Raw genomic sequence first — 15,497 nt, forward strand, 5'->3', positions numbered from 1 at the left:
CCCGGGCGGGCTACAGGCGCATCATACAGGCATCAGGCAGGCATCAGAAGAAAGCTTGCAGCCCGGTCTGGGCCCGGCCCAGGATCAGTGCATGCACGTCGTGGGTGCCCTCGTAGGTGTTGACCGCTTCCAGGTTCATGACGTGGCGGATGACGTGGAACTCGTCGGAGATACCGTTACCACCGTGCATGTCGCGGGAGACCCGGGCAATATCCAGTGCCTTGCCGCAGTTATTGCGCTTCACCAGCGAGATCATGGTGGGGTCAAAGTCCTTGCCCTCATCCATGATACGACCCACCCGCAGGGAGGCCTGCAGGCCGAGGGCGATTTCGGTCTGCATATCGGCCAGTTTTTTCTGGAACAGCTGGGTCTGTGCCAGCGGGCGATTGAACTGCTTGCGGTCCAGGCCGTACTGGCGTGCCGCATGCCAGCAGAACTCCGCCGCACCGATCGCGCCCCAGGAAATACCGTAACGGGCGCGGTTCAGGCAGCCAAACGGACCGCGCAGGCCGCCGATATCGGGGAATTTGTTCTCTTCCGGTACAAAGACGTTGTCCATCACGATCTCACCGGTGATGGAGGCGCGCAGGGAGAACTTGCCCTCGATCTTGGGCGCGCTCAGGCCCTCCATGCCTTTATCCAGCACGAAGCCACGGATTACGTCCTCGTCGTCCTTGGCCCAGACCACGAAAACGTCAGCAATGGGGCTGTTGGTGATCCACATCTTGGAGCCGCTCAGGCGATAGCCGCCGTCGACCTTCCTGGCACGGGTCTTCATACCGCCCGGGTCCGAACCGGCATCGGGCTCGGTGAGGCCAAAGCATCCGACCCACTCGCCGGTGGCCAGCTTGGGCAGGTACTTCTCCTTCTGCGCCTCGCTGCCGTAGGCGGAGATGGGGTACATCACCAGGCTCGACTGCACGCTCATGGCGGAGCGATAGCCGGAGTCCACGCGTTCTACCTCGCGGGCCACCAGGCCGTAGGAAACGTAGTTGAGTCCCGCGCAGCCGTAGCCTTCGATGGTGGAGCCCAGCAGGCCCAGTTCGCCCATCTCGTTCATGATCTGGCGGTCGAATTGCTCGTGGCGGTTGGCCTCGAGTACCCGCGGCATCAGCCGGGTCTGGCAATACTCGCGCGCGGTGTCGCGCACCATGCGCTCCTCGTCGGTGAGTTGGCGGTCAAGGAGCAGGATATCGTCCCAGTGGGCGAGTGGTTGGTGCTTGCTCATTATTTGTCTCGTCTACCTTCGCTGTCGGTTGCTGGCCGGGGAACTTCCGGGCAGCACTGTGTGCATCTTAATCAGTTGTGCCGCAATTGGCACTGCGCGGCGGTGCCGTCCGCCAGGCTGTGAAATTTGTGATCACTATTTTCGGCGGGCCCATGATACCTAACTCCTGCCGCGAGGGCACTCCCCCTGTGCGCGGCCGGGACCAAAATTCCCCTGACCCCGTAACCATGCCCGGATATGCCCGCAACAGGCCGGTCCTCGCCAACAATTTCCCAGGCTGGCCGGGCAGGCCGGAACCTTTTGGCGCAGCCACGGGGTTTCGCCATTGCCGGGCAGGGGAGAGGCACCACCGGCATGCTGCGGACACGGGGTGTCTGCAGCCCGCTGCCCAGCGGGTGCTGTCTGGCCGGCCGGGTTCAGTCCCGCCGCAGGTGATCCTTGATGGCAATGGGATTGGGGAAATTCATCACGACGATATAGGAAGACACCAGGAAGGTGATGATTGCCGTGGCCTGGATCAGGTGCGATGCAGCGCTCCCGATCAGTTGCTGGCTGGCGGCGAGGAATGCGATCAATAGCGAGAACTCACTGATCTGTCCCAGTCGGAAGCCCACGTCCCAGGACAGCACATTGTGCTCGCTCTGGTTCCCCAACAGGTAGCGGAAGACCACCGGCTTTACCACCAGCACCGCTGCCGCAGCCACCAGCGCCGGCAGTGCAATCTCGGGGACCATCGACAGATTGAACTGGGCGCCGAGGCTGAAGAAAAACAGGATCAGGAAAAAATCCCGCAAAGGCTTGAGGCTGAGCGCGATATATTGCGAGATGGGGCTGGTGGCCAGGGTGATACCGGCGATAAAGGCCCCGATCTCCCGGGAGAGGCCAACCACCTCCGCCATTTCCGCCATTCCCATGCACCAGCCGAGCGCCACCAGGAATACGTATTCGTGGAAGCGGTCGTAGCGTGTCAGCAGTGGCAACAGGACGTATTTCACTACCACCCAGGCGGCGACCACCAGTAGCGGCAGGGCGGCGAAGGACATGCCCAGCCGAGCGAGATCCACCTGACCGGTACTGCCACTGAGGAGGATCATCAGGCAGGCGATGGCCACGAAATCCTGGAATAGCAGCAGCCCCACCATGATCTCGCCCAGGTGCTTGTGGTGCAGCACCGTTGTCGGCAACAGCTTGATGCCGATGATGGTGCTGGAAAACATCATCGCCATGCCGATCACCCAGGACTCGATATTGGTAAACCCGAACAGCTGGCCGATTCCAAACCCGAGGCCGAGAAACAGGGCACAGCTGACCAGGCCGACGAAAGTGGCCTTGCGCATGACCGATACCAGTGCCCTGGGCTGCATATCCAGGCCGAGCAGGAACAGCAGGAAGATGATGCCGATGGTGGACATGTCGGCGAGGAGTTGCACATTGTCCACCACGCCCACACCTGAGGGGCCCAGCAGGACACCCAGGGCGATGTAGGCCACCAGCAGGGGCTGGCGGCCATAGAGAGCCGCGGTGGCAATGAGCGCGGCGCCACTGAAGATCAGGAAGAACGATTGGAAGAGGGAGGTTTCCGCCACTGTGGCTCCTTGTGTGCTTACCCGTCCGGGGCCTGTCCATGGGTTACATTATCCACGGATGCCGGTGCAGCGGAAACCGCCGGGTTTCGGGCCCGGGAAAGCCCGGGCGGAACACTCAGAGGTTGAACCAGCGGAGGTGCTCGGCCCGTTCCGACAGGATCGGTTGCGCGCAGGTTTTGCCATGGGGCGCGCGCAGGATTTCCCGTGCCTCGGCGAGGAAGTCCTGCAACCGGGTGGCCACCGGTGCGGGAAGTTCGGTGCCGGCATTGTCGAGGTCCAGCTGCAGCGGAGGTTCCGCCGCCTCGCCCTGGTAGCGCCAGACCCCGCTACCGGCGTCATACTGATAGTAGGGCAGCAGCCGGTAACCTTCGGCGGCGATGATTTCGATTGCCTCAATCAGGTAGTCGGCGGTCTCCTCATCGAGGAAGTAATTGAAGTTGAGTCGCACCCAGCCCGGCTTGAGGATGCTCTCCCCCTCGCTCACCAGTCGCTCCAGGGCGGCGCTTTGTTCGCTGGTCAGGTGCAACAGCTGGTGGCCATAGGGGCCCGCGCAGGAGCAGCCGCCACGCACCTGGATCCCGAACAGGTCATTCAGTAGTGCCACCACGAAGCCATGGTGCAGGGGCTTGCCATCCCGGAGTATATGCACGGAAACGATGCTGACCCGCGGCGCCGCGGTGCCGCCGAGAATCTCGATGTTGGGGTTCTCGCCCCAACGACTGAAGGCGCGGTCGAGCCACGCGGCTTCGCGCGCCTCGATTTCCGCGGCACCCACGCGGTCCTTCAGGGCAAATACCAGTCCTGCCCGCACCGATTCGACAATTGCCGGCGTGCCGGCTTCCTCCCGGCGCTCGCCGGCAGGCAGGTAGGTATGGCTCTCCGGCCCCACCCACGACACCGTGCCACCACCGGGTACTGCAGGCTGTCCAGCCGGCAGGAGGGATTTGCGCACCACCAGGACGCCCGGGGTGCCCGGGCCACCGACGAATTTGTGCGGGGAGATAAACAGTGCGTCCTTGCAGGTGGCCCCGCCGTCTCCCTGCATATCGATGGCGACATAGGGGCCGGCGGCGGCATAGTCCCAGAATGACAGTGCCCCGTACCTGTGCAGGAGGGAAGTGACGGCATCCACATCGGTACGAATACCGGTGACGTTGGAAGCGGCAGAAAAACTGCCGATCTTGAGCGGGCGCCCGGCAAATTCCTGCAATGAATGCTCCAGTGCGGCCAGGTCCACACCGCCTTCTTCGCCCTGCGGGATGGTTACGACCTGGGCCACGGACTCACGCCAGGGCAGGTCGTTGGAGTGGTGCTCGTAGGGGCCGATGAACACTACCGGCCGTTTGTCTTCGGGGATTTCCGGGCCCTGCGCACCGAAGCGTTCGTATTGATCTGCCCGCAGGCCCAGGCATTCCACCATCCGGTTGACGGCCGCAGTGGCACCGGACCCGCAAAATATGACCGCGTGCTGTTCTCCCGCGTTGACCGACTTGCGCACTGCTGCCCGTGCCTGCTCGCGAAAGGCGGTGGTCTGGCGGCCGGTGGCCGAAGTTTCGCTATGTGTGTTGGCGTACCAGGGTAGTACCTGGTGGCGGATCGTATCCTCGATGAACGCAAGGCTGCGCCCGGATGCCGTGTAGTCGGCGTAAACCAGTGGGCGGATGCCGAACGGGGTGGTGAGTGGCCGGCGCTCGCCAATCACATTATTCCGGATGCGCTCGAGAAGGGGGGCACAGTCGCTCATGCTGACCTCTACTGCCTGACGTTTGCGGGCCGTGCGAGGGTCATTACCCATGCGGCCCGCCGTCACTCATTGTTAAAGTTATCTTCTGTTGTACCCGAGCGGCCTGGCCTTATTCGCCGGAGGGGATGGGCAGTTCAGTAGTGCTCTTGATCTGTTCCATGGCGAAGTTGGAGACAATATCGCTGATCCCCACCTGGCGGATCAGCTCCTTGTAAAACCGGTCGTAGGCGGCGATGTCGCTGACCACGATGCGCAGCAGGTAGTCGTATTCACCGGCCATACGGTAGCAGTCCACCACTTCCGGCAGTTTTGCCACCAGCGCGGCAAAAGACTCGGCCCATTCAGCGGTGTGCTGGTCAGTTTTGACCTGCGCAAATACCGAGACCGGCAGGCCGAGAATCTCTGCGTTCAGTAGGGCTACCTTGCGACGGATGATGCCGCTTTTCTCCAGCTTCTGTATCCGGCGCCAGCAGGGTGTCTTGGTCAGCCCCACGCGCTCGGCCAGCTCTTCGATGGAAAGGCTAACATCTGACTGGAGGATGGCAAGAAGTTGTCTGTCGATCGCGTCAAGTGAGGACATTGTTCTACAGAGCTCCCTATAACGCGGGGTTTGTATCCATATCCGATGGCCTGGCTGCCCTCACTGGCAAAAAAGTACCCCGAGTGATTTGTGTGCAGCGGGAACTGTCCGACTTTCGGGGACACTTGGGCTCCCGCTTCACCCTCGCCTGTAACGTTAGTCTCCCGCCAGGCAACTCGGTAGCCGGGTTTTCTCTTCACGGGTGGGGGAGGGGAAGGGGGTGGAAGAGGGAACGGAGTGAAGGGGGAAAGAAGCGCTGCAGCGCAGGAGCTGCAGCGCTGCCGCCCTCAGGCGGCGTCCTTGGGCGGGAAGCGCGGCTCGAACAGGCCCAGTTCGATGGCCTCGCGCACCTTGCTCATGAGGTCGATCTCGGTGAGCTGCTGCAGCTGCTGGAGATTGTCCAGCACGTAGTAGACCGGCTGGACGATATCGATCCGGTAGGGAGTGCGCAGGGCGTCCAGCTCATCGAACTCGAAGCGCTCCGGCTCGTTCCCCAGCGCATACAGGGTTTCCTTGGGAGATGACAGTATGCCGCCACCATAGATGCGCAGCCCGTCATCGGTCTGCAGCAACCCGAACTCCACGGTGAACCAGTACAGGCGGGCCAGGTAGGCGCGCTCTTTCGGGGAGGCCGCCAGGCCCAGCTGGCCATATTTCTGGGTGAAATTGGCAAATGCCGGGTTGGTGAGCATGGCGCAGTGGCCGAAGATCTCGTGGAAGATGTCCGGTTCCTGCAGGTAGTCAAATTCTTCCGGCGTGCGGATGAAGGTGGCAACCGGGAACTTGCGGTCCGCCAGCAAGCCGAAAAACGTCTCAAACCCGATCAGGGCCGGGACCCGTGCCACTTCCCAGCCGGTCTCACGGCGCAGCACGCTGCTGATTTCTTCCAGTTGCGGGATCCGGTCGCGGGGCAGGTCGAGCAGTTCCAGTCCGCGCAGGTATTCATCGCACGCGCGGCCGGGGACCACTTCCAGCTGCCGCTCGATGAGGCGCTGCCAGGTCTGGTGCTCCACATCGGTGTAATGGATGTAACCCTTGGCATCGGGCTCACGGGCCACGTATTTGCTGGGTTTCTTGCCGCTGGCTTGAGAATCGCGTTGCTTCATGACTCTTCTCTCTGTTGCGGACGCACCTGGAGTGTCCTCGTGCTGGATCGCAGTGCGCGCCCATCCGTTGTTTTTATCGTCCGTACATTCTTAGACAGCAGGCCGGTCAAAAGGGAGCGCCTGGCGGCCAAACTTGCCGAAACAGGTGCGTCAGCGCTAAGATTTTTGTAAACCAAAGTTTACAGAAAGCGATGCGTGTTGAAATAACTTGTGATAACCGTGTCGGCATCTTGCATGAAATAACGCAGATTTTTGCCGAATTCAGGGTTAACGTGACATCCGGTGAGCTGGGTGGGGACAGTGGCGACAAGGTGTACCTGGCGGTGCCGGGCATGCTGCACACCCAGTTCCGCGCCATCGAGAAGTCCCTGCTCCAGGTACCGGGCGTGAAACGGGTACGGCGGATCGGCCTGATTCCGTCGGAACGGCGTCATTTCGAGCTGGACACCCTGTTGCGCCATGTGACCGACCCCGTGCTCTCGGTGGACCGCGAGGGGCGGGTGGTTGCAGCAAACCTAGCCGCCGCGAGGGCTTTCGGGGTGAGTATCGACCGGGTGCCGGGGCTCCAGTTGCAGCGCTTCCTGCCACTGCTGCAGGTGGCCGAGTTGCTGCGCGATTTCGCGGTTCCCCGCTTCGGCATGCCGGTTGAGGTTCGCGGGCGCGATTACCGTCTCGAGTGGGTGCCTATCTCCCTGCCGGATGCCGAGGAAGTCGGCTCCCTGGCCGGCGCGGTGCTGACGCTGCAGGAGGTCGAGCGACGGGACGAAATTTCCCGGCTGCCGCCCCCTGTGGCCCTGTGGGACTTTGACCGGCGACGGGCCAGCTGCCTTGAGCTCCAGGCGGCGGCGCGGTTGAGTTCGCCGCTGCTGATCACCGGCGAGGGCGGAAGCGGCAAGAGTACGTTCGCTGCGGCGGTGCACTACCTTTCGCCGTTGGCGTCCCGGGGGGAATACCGCTGCCTGGACGCTGTGGGCCTCACCGACTCCAGGCCCTTGTGGGACCGGTTGCCGGCCGGGGGCACCCTGGTGCTGGAAGAGCCGGAAAAGCTGTCGCCCGGTGAGCAGGTGGCACTCCTGCGCGGCCTGCGCCAACTGCCGGGTGGGGTACGCGCGGTCGCCACCAGCTCCCGGCCAGAGCGCCTCGAGCCGGGGCTGGCGCAGTTTTTTTCCGGTCTGGTGCTCGCCCTGCCGCCCCTGCGGTCTATGCGGCCGGCCATTGGTCGCTTTGCCGGGGCGGCGCTGCGCGAGGTGCAGCGCAAAGAGACTGGTGGCGAGGGTCCGCCATCCCTCACGCTTGACGATGGGGCAGTGGATTACCTGCGCCTCCGGGACTGGCCGCAGAATTTCTCCGGGCTCAAGGACTTTCTTGTCCTGGCGGCGCAGCGCTGCCGGGTGCGCGGTGACTCGGTGATCAGTGCTGCGGACGTGGAGGAGAACGCCGGCGGAGCCACCGGCCTGCCGATGGCCTGGGCCAGGGGGCTCAGCTTTCGGGAAGCGATGGAAAAGGTGGAGGAAGGCCTGTTGCGGGAGTTGGCGGCGGAGCAGTTGTCCACCCGGGAGATGGCGCAGAGGCTCGGCCTGTCCCACACCGCCATAGCCAACAAGCTGCGAAAATTCAGGATTTCACGAGAGCCCTGAGCCGCTGGCACATGGCTCTCGCTGCCTCCTCAGCGCTCGATGCGTCCCAGGAGCATGTCCCTGAACATGACAAAGTCACCCCGCAGGCTGTAGAGGGGATGCTTGAAGGTGGCAGGGCGGTTGTGCTCGAAGAAGAAATGGCCCGCCCAGGCGAAACCGTAACCGGCGATGGGCATGCCGATCAGCCAGCGGAGGTCGCCGGTAACCAGGGCTGTGACGAGCAGGCCTATCACCAGCAGGGTGCCGGCGAAGTGCAGGCGTCGACAGGTCAGGTTGCTGTGCTCCTGGAGATAATAGGGGTAAAAATCAGCAAACGAATGGAAAGCGCGCTGTTCGCGCTGGTCCTGTTCATCGGGTGTTGGCTGGGGTTGGGTCGTCATCGGCATGCTCCTTATTGTTCTGCCAGCCAGTTTACGCCGCTTCCCTTGGGACTCCAACTCGCAGGAGAGGGCCGCCCGCCGGATAATCTGGTAGTCTGCCGGCCGTGATACAAGCGTTGAGGAGTACAAGGATTATGCCCGGCCCGCTTTCCCACCTGAAAGTGCTCGACCTGAGCAGGATTCTCGCCGGCCCCTGGGCGGGCCAGGTCTTCGCCGACTTTGGCGCCGAGGTGATAAAGATCGAGCGCCCCGGTCGCGGCGACGACACGCGGCATTGGGGCCCTCCCTACCTGAAGGACGACCAGGGCGCCGACACCAGCGAGGCGGCATACTACCTGAGCGCCAACCGCGGCAAGAAATCGGTGACGGTGGATATCACCACGGCAGAGGGCCAGCAGATAGTGCGCGACCTGGCCGCGCGCTGCGATATCCTGCTGGAAAACTACAAGGTGGGCGGCCTGAAAAAGTACGGGCTCGATTACGACGCCGTGCGCGACATCAACCCGGGCATAATCTACTGCTCGATTACCGGTTTCGGCCAGACAGGTCCCTATGCACAGCGCGCCGGTTACGACGCCATGATCCAGGGGATGGGCGGCCTCATGAGCGTGACCGGGGTGCCCGAGGGGCAGCCCGGCGCCGGCCCCCAGAAAGTGGGTGTGGCAGTCGCCGACCTTATGACCGGGATGTATGCGGTCTCGGCTGTGCTGGCCGCCGTGATTCACCGACAGGAGACAGGGCGGGGACAGTATATCGACCTGGCACTGCTGGATACGCAGGTGGCGTGGCTGGCGAACCAGGCCCAGAACTTCCTCACGTCGGGGCGCAGCCCCGAGCGGCAGGGCACCGGGCACCCGAATATCGTCCCCTACCAGGCGGTGCCGTCGCGGGACGGCTACTTCATGCTGGCGGTGGGTAACGATGACCAGTTCCGGCGCTTCTGCCAGATCGCGGGACTCGATCAGGTAGCCGACCAGCCCGCTTACGCCACCAATGCCGCCCGGGTCCTGGCGCGGGAGCAGCTGGTCCCCATCATCGAGGAGGCCACGCGCCAGCGCGATTCCGACTGGTGGCTGGAAAAGCTCAGCGATGCGCACGTGCCCTGCGGCCCGATCAATAACCTGGAGCAGGTATTCAGCGATCCGCAGGTGCAGGCCCGGGAGATGGTGGTCGAACAGCCCCACCCGACGGCGGGCAGTGTGCGCACGGTCCGCAACCCGGTGGTGTTCTCGGAATCGCCCCTGGATTACGAGCAGGCACCGCCGGTGCTCGGCCAGCATACCGAGGAAGTGCTGCGGGAGATCCTGGACAGGGGACCGGAAGAGATCGAGGCCCTGCGCAGGCAGGATATCGTCTGAACCCGCCGCCGGCGGCGCCGCTCAGAGGAAGTCCCGCGGAATCTTCCTGCGCCAGTTGTCGGCAAAGACCCGGGCGTCCCCCTCCCAGGCGTCGAGGTGGGCATGAATATAAAAGTGCTCGGCATCGGCCGTCAGGACGGTGCGGGTGCTGGTGCGCACCGACCAGTCGCCGCGGGCGAAAGTGCGCTCGGTACGGGTTTCGCCCTTCAGTGAATTGAAGTCGTTCTCCTGGAAGGTATACCAGTTCCAGATACGGCTGGAGAACTCCAGGTCGATTTCGTCGATACGTACCAGCCCGTCGTCCTTGATCACCTTCAGGGTCCAGATGTCTTCGGCCAGGTCGGAATTCACCAGCCAGTTGTGGTGCTGCGACTCCAGATACTCCATGTGCACCGGTTCTGCACCGACGGGCTCACCGAACTTGATCTGTTCATCGGTGGCGCGGGGCTTGCGCAGCGGCAGGACCAGGTTGCTGGTGGCGCAGTAGATATCCAGCCGGACCGGGCGTGGCGGTGGCCAGGCCAGGGCCCAGTAAGAGGTGGAGACGCTCACACGCAGGCGATGGCCCTTGGGGAACACCTGCGCGACATGGTTCATTGGCACATTGATGCGGTACTTGAGCCCTGGCACCAGCTCCTCGGGCTTGTCGTGACCATGCCGGTGCGTCAGGTTGAAGAGGCCGTAAGTGACCCGCGTGGCGGCACCGGTGGGTGAGACGTCAGACAGGCGCACGGCGATCATCGCCACTGGCTCGGAGGAGGCGAGCTCCACTTCCAGGCGCGGTGCCCCGAGAATCTCGATGTCATCCTGGAGCGGGGCACTCTGGAACACCAGTGCGCCGCCGTCCTCCTGGCGCTGGTCGTGGGGCAGGTCCGGGGCGGCGGTATAGGAGCACCACTTGCCGGCAAAGAGCCCGACGCTCAGCGGTGACTGCACCCGCAGGACATTCTCCATGACGCAGGGGGGCTCGTTGCCAAACAGGATCCGGTAGGCGGAAAGTTTGTAGACCCGCTCGATGATGTTGTCGGAAGGCCAGCTGTCCTCTCCCACCCAGCGGCCGGGCCGCTGCTGGTAATAGGTGGTTGGCGGCACGCTGTCCTGCATCCATGCCCTCAGGCAGGGTTCCCCGGTGATGCCCGTGTCTTTTCCCTTCAGCCACTGGTCCCACCAGCGCAGGGCTTCGCCCAGGAAGTCGATCGCCGGACCGGGGACGCCCTGGTGGGGATATTTGTGCCCCCAGGGGCCGATCAGCGCCATGCGCGGCACCTGCAGGTGCTGCAATAGCCTGAATATTGCATTCGTATAGCCGTCTGCCCAGCCGCCCACCAGCAGGGTGGGGCACTGGATGGCCGCGTAGTGCTGGCTGACCGAGCCGTATTCCCAGTAGCCGTCGCGGTACTGGTGGCGCAGCCAGGTGTCCAGCCACAGGCCACTGTCCCGCAGGCGCTGGAGCCACATCTCACGCCACTTTTCTCCCACCAGCTGCGGGTCTGGGGGGCAGGTATTGATGGAGAACATGGTGGTGGCTTCCGACAGGTTGTCGGTGAGCAGGCAGCCCCCCATGTAGTGCATGTTGTCCACGTAGAGATCGTCGGTGGAACAGCAGGAAACGATCGCCTTCAGGGGGGCGGGGCGCCGGGCAGCCACTTGCAGTGCATTGAATCCCCCCCACGAAATGCCCATCATGCCCACGTTCCCATCGCACCAGGGTTGGCGCGAAATCCACTCGATTGCCTCCACCGCGTCGCACTGCTCCTGTTCGCGGTACTGGTCCCTCAAGATGCCGCTGGATTCACCGCTGCCGCGCAGGTCCACGCGCACGCAGGCGTAGCCGTGGCCGGCGAAATAGGGGTGCATGATGGAGTCGCGCAGGCGGGTCTTGTCGCGCTTGCGGTAGGGGATGTATTCCATGATTGCGGGCACCGGACGCCGGGGCGCGTCTTCCGGCATCCACATGCGCGCCGCCAGCCAGCCGCCGTCCTGCAGCGGAATCTCGAAATGTTCGACGGCCGTGACCTGGTGGGGAAAATCGGTTACTACCCGCATTGGCACTCCTACGTGCAGGAGGGGTCAATAGCGGACGCTGTCAAACTGGAACGCCTCAAAGCCCTTGCCATCTGCAAATTCGAAGTGCAGCTGCTGTGCCAGGTCGCGGTAGGTCGACAGCAGCTCCTCCTGGGACTGTGCGCCAAGGCAGATATCCGCTATCTCATAACTGTAGCTGTCCTGGCCCGGCAGGTCCCCGAGTTGCTGCCCTTCGGTCACAATCGGATGGATCCGGCAGCCTGGGATGGATCGCTCGAGCGCGCGTAGCTCGGCCTCGTCCGGCACCCGGGTGACCACGGTGTTCCGATAGCGCCTGAGCATGAACTTGGCGGCACAGCGGAACTCACCCTGCAGCGCCGAGAAATCCGTTTCGCGATCGAGTGCGACGTCGAGGGCGGCCTCGTGGTTGGAGACGCCGTGTACCTTGACGAACTGGTCGCTGTGGGACTGGGAAATGCGCGTGTTGAGTTCCAGTACCCGGAAGGTGTCGCTGGCCGGATCCCAGAAAAACTCGATGCCAAACGCGGAGTTGTCGAAGCCGATCTGGCGCAACAGGGCTTCCCCGGCGGCGCAGATCTTTTCCTGCGCGTATTCCGGCCACGCGGAGGGATACTCGTAGCGGGTAAAGCTCTGGTTGCGGCTGTCCTTGACCGTATCGACGATCCCGTGAACCCGGTAGCGGCCGTTGACCATCGTCCCCTCGATACCGCACTGCTTGCCGGTAAGCAGTTTTTCCGCCACGCACCAGTTGCCGTCCACCGCACCTACCTCCGGGGGCACTTCCACCCTTGCCAGGGCAAAATTGAGCAGTTCGCCGAGCTGCCGTACCTCGGTGCGAATAATATCGATCGCCCGGCGGAAACCGGCCTCGTCATCGATGCGGAAACCCAGCTGCGACGAGTGGCCGACAATCGGCTTGAGCCAGAAGGGGAAGCCGAACTGCAGCTGCTCCAGCGGGTCTTCCGCGAAAGGATCCACCGCGCAGAAGTCGGGCACCCAGTCCGGCAGGGCCTTCCGCTGTTCAAGGCGACTCCAGTATTTGTGTTCGCACTTGAGGACCGCCAGCAGGTCGGCAGAGCGAAACCCGTGCTGTTGGCAGAGGATGGGGTGCAGGGTGCTGGAGGGGAAATCCCAGTGGTTGATGATGCCCGCGACGTCGCCGTTGTAAGCCTTTACCTGCTGTTCGGCCAGCGCCAGCAGTTCCGCCATGGGGCGTTCGGGGAACCAGACAATCTCGTCATCGGTAAACAGTTTGAGCCAGTGAAAATTCTCGGCGCCACGCACGGCATTCAGGTACTCCCGGTGCATCGGGGCCATCCCGAAAACAAAAAACTGCCTGGACATGTATGCTCCCCGTTGGCAGGTTCTTATCAACGCTACGTTCAGCCAGCATAGCAGGTCACGATTGCCCGGGATGGAAGGCCCCGGGCAAGTCGCGCCGTCTCCCGGTTCGGGCAAAAGGCGCTCCTGCAGGAAAGATCCACGCGCCAGTGCTAGATTGATTAAGGGCAAATTCGAAGACGGTGAAATGTGATGTCTGTCTTTGGCTCCCGCATCGGGAGAAGACCTTTGCTGGCGGTAATTGCGGCACTTCTGCTGGGCACGATTGCGGCGGATGCCCGCGGCGCTGCGGCCAGGGTCAGTTGTGGAAATGTGTCCGGCTTCGCCATCGAAAACCTGGTATGCCAGGACGAGGAGTTGACCCGCCTGGACCGGTTACTCCGGAAATTGATGGACGATGTGGTGGGGGAGCGCGCTCCCGGTCAACCAGCCGGCAAGCGCCTGCAGGAAAGGGCGGGCAAATGGCGCGCGAGGCGACACCAGTGCTGGCGGGCGCAAAATCCCCGGCAGTGCGTCGTCGAGCTGTACCGCCGCTCTATCGCGGAACTACAAGTGGAAGTGGCCCTGGCCGGCACCTCGCGGGTGGTGCACTACCTTTGCCGGGACCAGGTGCTAACGCTGCGTTTCCACGATACCAGCGTGCCCGCGCTGACGGTCGATTTTCGAGGCCGGGAAGTATTCATGCTGCGTGACCGGGACAGTGCGGCAAACCGCTATTCTGGGCCGTCGCTGTCAGTGTCGATCCAGCCAGGGCTATTGCTGCTGCACCGGAGTGGCAGGAATGAATCGTCGTTGAAATGCCAGCCGAGTAGCCAGCAGGGCAGCGAAACTGGGCGCCGCACTGACTTTGCCCAGTGCAGCAACAGGCCATGAGGAAAGCCGCGGCTCAATACCGGTTCGGGAAAGGCCCAATGGGCCCATAAAAAAAGCCCCGGCATATGCCGGGGCTCTGGTGCTGGCGAGCGCTGTTCCCTCAGAAGGCGGCGTTGCGCGGCGTGCGCGGGAACGGAATCACATCGCGGATATTGCCCATACCGGTGACGTAGGAGACGATGCGATCGAAGCCCAGGCCAAAGCCGGCGTGTGGCACGGTGCCGTAGCGGCGCAGGTCGCGATACCAGTCCAGGTGTTCGCGGGGGATATCCATCTCGTCCATGCGCGCGTCCAGTTTGTCGAGGCGCTCCTCGCGCTGGGAACCGCCGATTATCTCACCGATACCGGGCGCCAGCACGTCCATTGCCGCCACGGTCTTGCCGTCGTCATTCATGCGCATGTAGAAGGCCTTGATGTCCTTCGGGTAGTTCATGACGATGACCGGCTTCTTGAAATGTTTCTCCGCCAGGTAGCGTTCGTGCTCGGACGCCAGGTCGATGCCCCAGGACACCGGGAACTCGAACTTCTCCTTGCAGTTTTCGAGGATCTCGATCGCTTCCGAGTAATTGATGCGGGCGAAGTCGTTCTCGATGATGTTCTCGAGGCGACTGATGGCCTCCTTGTCGATCCGCTGGGCAAAGAATGCCATGTCGTCGGCGCGCTCTTCGAGAACCGCCCTGAACACGTATTTCAGCATCTGTTCCGACAGCGCCGCGATGTCCGCCAGTTCGGCGAAGGCGACCTCGGGCTCCACCATCCAGAACTCGGCCAGGTGGCGGGTGGTGTTGGAGTTCTCTGCACGGAAGGTCGGGCCGAAGGTGTAGACCTTCGACAGCGCCAGGCAGTAGCTCTCAACGTTCAGCTGGCCGGATACGGTAAGGAAGGTCTCCTCGCCGAAGAAGTCCTCGCCGAAATCCACGGCGCCCCTGTCTGTGCGCGGCAGGTTCTCCAGGTCCAGCGTGCTGACCCGGAACAGCTCACCGGCACCCTCGCAGTCGGAAGCGGTGATGATGGGCGTGTGAATCCAGTTGAAGCCCTCCTCGTGGAAGAAGCGGTGGATCGCCTGGGCGATACAGTTGCGTACCCTCGCCACGGCCCCGCCGACATTGGTGCGCGGGCGCAGGTGGGCGTGCTCGCGCAGGTGCTCCATGGTGTGGCGCTTGGGGGACATGGGGTAGGTGTCAGGGTCTTCGACCCAGCCTAGTACATGCACCTCGCTGGCCAGCAGCTCGATGGCCTGGCCCTTGCCCTCGGAAGGCTTGATGGTACCGATGATGTCAACGGCGCAGCCGGTGGTGAGCCGCAGGACCTCGGACTGGTAGTTGCTGATACTGGACTCGACTACGACCTGCAGCGGATCGAAACAGCTGCCATCGTGGACTGCCAGGAACGACAGCCCGGCCTTGGAGTCGCGGCGGGTGCGGATCCAGCCCTGTACCCGGGCCTGTTCACCCTCGCGGCCGGTGGATTTCAAAAGAGTATCTACAGACTCGACTTGCATTGTTCTCGCTCTGCATTGGCTTGTCTTGGCGGTGCCTGCTTTTTGCACAGCAACGCGCCGGTCAATTACGGCCGGCATATTGGACTGTTGGCGGGCGGAAATCCAGCCCCCGCCGCC

At 63.1% G+C, this 15,497-nt stretch carries 12 protein-coding genes; 3 read left to right on the top strand and 9 right to left on the bottom strand.

Going from position 1 to position 15,497, the window contains the following annotated elements:
- Positions 1-43 precede the first annotated feature (43 nt).
- From BLT26_RS07825 to phhA, 5 genes are all read right to left on the bottom strand, one after another.
- Positions 44-1,228, bottom strand: a complete 1,185-nt coding sequence (locus BLT26_RS07825; protein ID WP_091511617.1) for an acyl-CoA dehydrogenase — start codon at positions 1,226-1,228, stop codon at positions 44-46.
- Between the two features lie 416 nt (positions 1,229-1,644).
- Positions 1,645-2,814 (bottom strand): cation:proton antiporter domain-containing protein, encoded by a 1,170-nt coding sequence (locus tag BLT26_RS07830; protein ID WP_091511621.1) that lies wholly within the window; start codon positions 2,812-2,814, stop codon positions 1,645-1,647.
- Positions 2,815-2,929: 115 nt separating this feature from the next.
- Positions 2,930-4,558 carry an aminotransferase class V-fold PLP-dependent enzyme gene (locus BLT26_RS07835; protein ID WP_091511624.1) on the bottom strand — a complete coding sequence of 543 codons (1,629 nt, stop codon included), beginning with the start codon at positions 4,556-4,558 and terminating at the stop codon, positions 2,930-2,932.
- Between the two features lie 109 nt (positions 4,559-4,667).
- Positions 4,668-5,138 carry an Lrp/AsnC family transcriptional regulator gene (locus BLT26_RS07840; protein WP_091511628.1) on the bottom strand — a complete coding sequence of 157 codons (471 nt, stop codon included), beginning with the start codon at positions 5,136-5,138 and terminating at the stop codon, positions 4,668-4,670.
- A gap of 287 nt (positions 5,139-5,425) precedes the next feature.
- Complete coding sequence (gene phhA / locus BLT26_RS07845; RefSeq protein WP_091511631.1) at positions 5,426-6,244, bottom strand: phenylalanine 4-monooxygenase; 819 nt, start codon at positions 6,242-6,244, stop codon at positions 5,426-5,428.
- Positions 6,245-6,435: 191 nt separating this feature from the next.
- Here phhA and BLT26_RS07850 point away from each other — a divergent pair, with 191 nt between their 5' ends.
- Complete coding sequence (locus tag BLT26_RS07850) at positions 6,436-7,881, top strand: TyrR/PhhR family helix-turn-helix DNA-binding protein (RefSeq protein ID WP_091511634.1); 1,446 nt, start codon at positions 6,436-6,438, stop codon at positions 7,879-7,881.
- A gap of 29 nt (positions 7,882-7,910) precedes the next feature.
- Here BLT26_RS07850 and BLT26_RS07855 read toward each other — a convergent pair whose 3' ends face one another.
- Positions 7,911-8,261 carry an Mpo1-like protein gene (locus tag BLT26_RS07855; RefSeq protein ID WP_091511637.1) on the bottom strand — a complete coding sequence of 117 codons (351 nt, stop codon included), beginning with the start codon at positions 8,259-8,261 and terminating at the stop codon, positions 7,911-7,913.
- A 134-nt stretch (positions 8,262-8,395) separates the two neighbouring features.
- Here BLT26_RS07855 and BLT26_RS07860 point away from each other — a divergent pair, with 134 nt between their 5' ends.
- Positions 8,396-9,619, top strand: coding sequence for a CaiB/BaiF CoA transferase family protein (locus BLT26_RS07860; protein WP_091511641.1), 1,224 nt, complete (start codon positions 8,396-8,398; stop codon positions 9,617-9,619).
- A 21-nt stretch (positions 9,620-9,640) separates the two neighbouring features.
- Here BLT26_RS07860 and BLT26_RS07865 read toward each other — a convergent pair whose 3' ends face one another.
- On the bottom strand, positions 9,641-11,665 hold the full coding sequence (locus BLT26_RS07865) for a CocE/NonD family hydrolase (protein WP_091511645.1): 2,025 nt from the start codon (positions 11,663-11,665) through the stop codon (positions 9,641-9,643).
- Positions 11,666-11,689: 24 nt separating this feature from the next.
- On the bottom strand, positions 11,690-13,009 hold the full coding sequence (locus BLT26_RS07870) for an ATP-grasp domain-containing protein (RefSeq protein ID WP_091511651.1): 1,320 nt from the start codon (positions 13,007-13,009) through the stop codon (positions 11,690-11,692).
- A gap of 225 nt (positions 13,010-13,234) precedes the next feature.
- Here BLT26_RS07870 and BLT26_RS07875 point away from each other — a divergent pair, with 225 nt between their 5' ends.
- Complete coding sequence (locus BLT26_RS07875; RefSeq protein ID WP_091511655.1) at positions 13,235-13,879, top strand: lysozyme inhibitor LprI family protein; 645 nt, start codon at positions 13,235-13,237, stop codon at positions 13,877-13,879.
- Between the two features lie 100 nt (positions 13,880-13,979).
- Here the strand turns inward: BLT26_RS07875 and asnS are convergent, their stop codons facing one another.
- Entirely contained in the window at positions 13,980-15,380 is a 1,401-nt protein-coding gene (gene asnS, locus BLT26_RS07880; RefSeq protein ID WP_091511658.1) for an asparagine--tRNA ligase, read from the bottom strand.
- Positions 15,381-15,497: the final 117 nt, after the last annotated feature.

Source organism: Microbulbifer yueqingensis (assembly GCF_900100355.1).
GTDB lineage: Bacteria > Pseudomonadota > Gammaproteobacteria > Pseudomonadales > Cellvibrionaceae > Microbulbifer > Microbulbifer yueqingensis.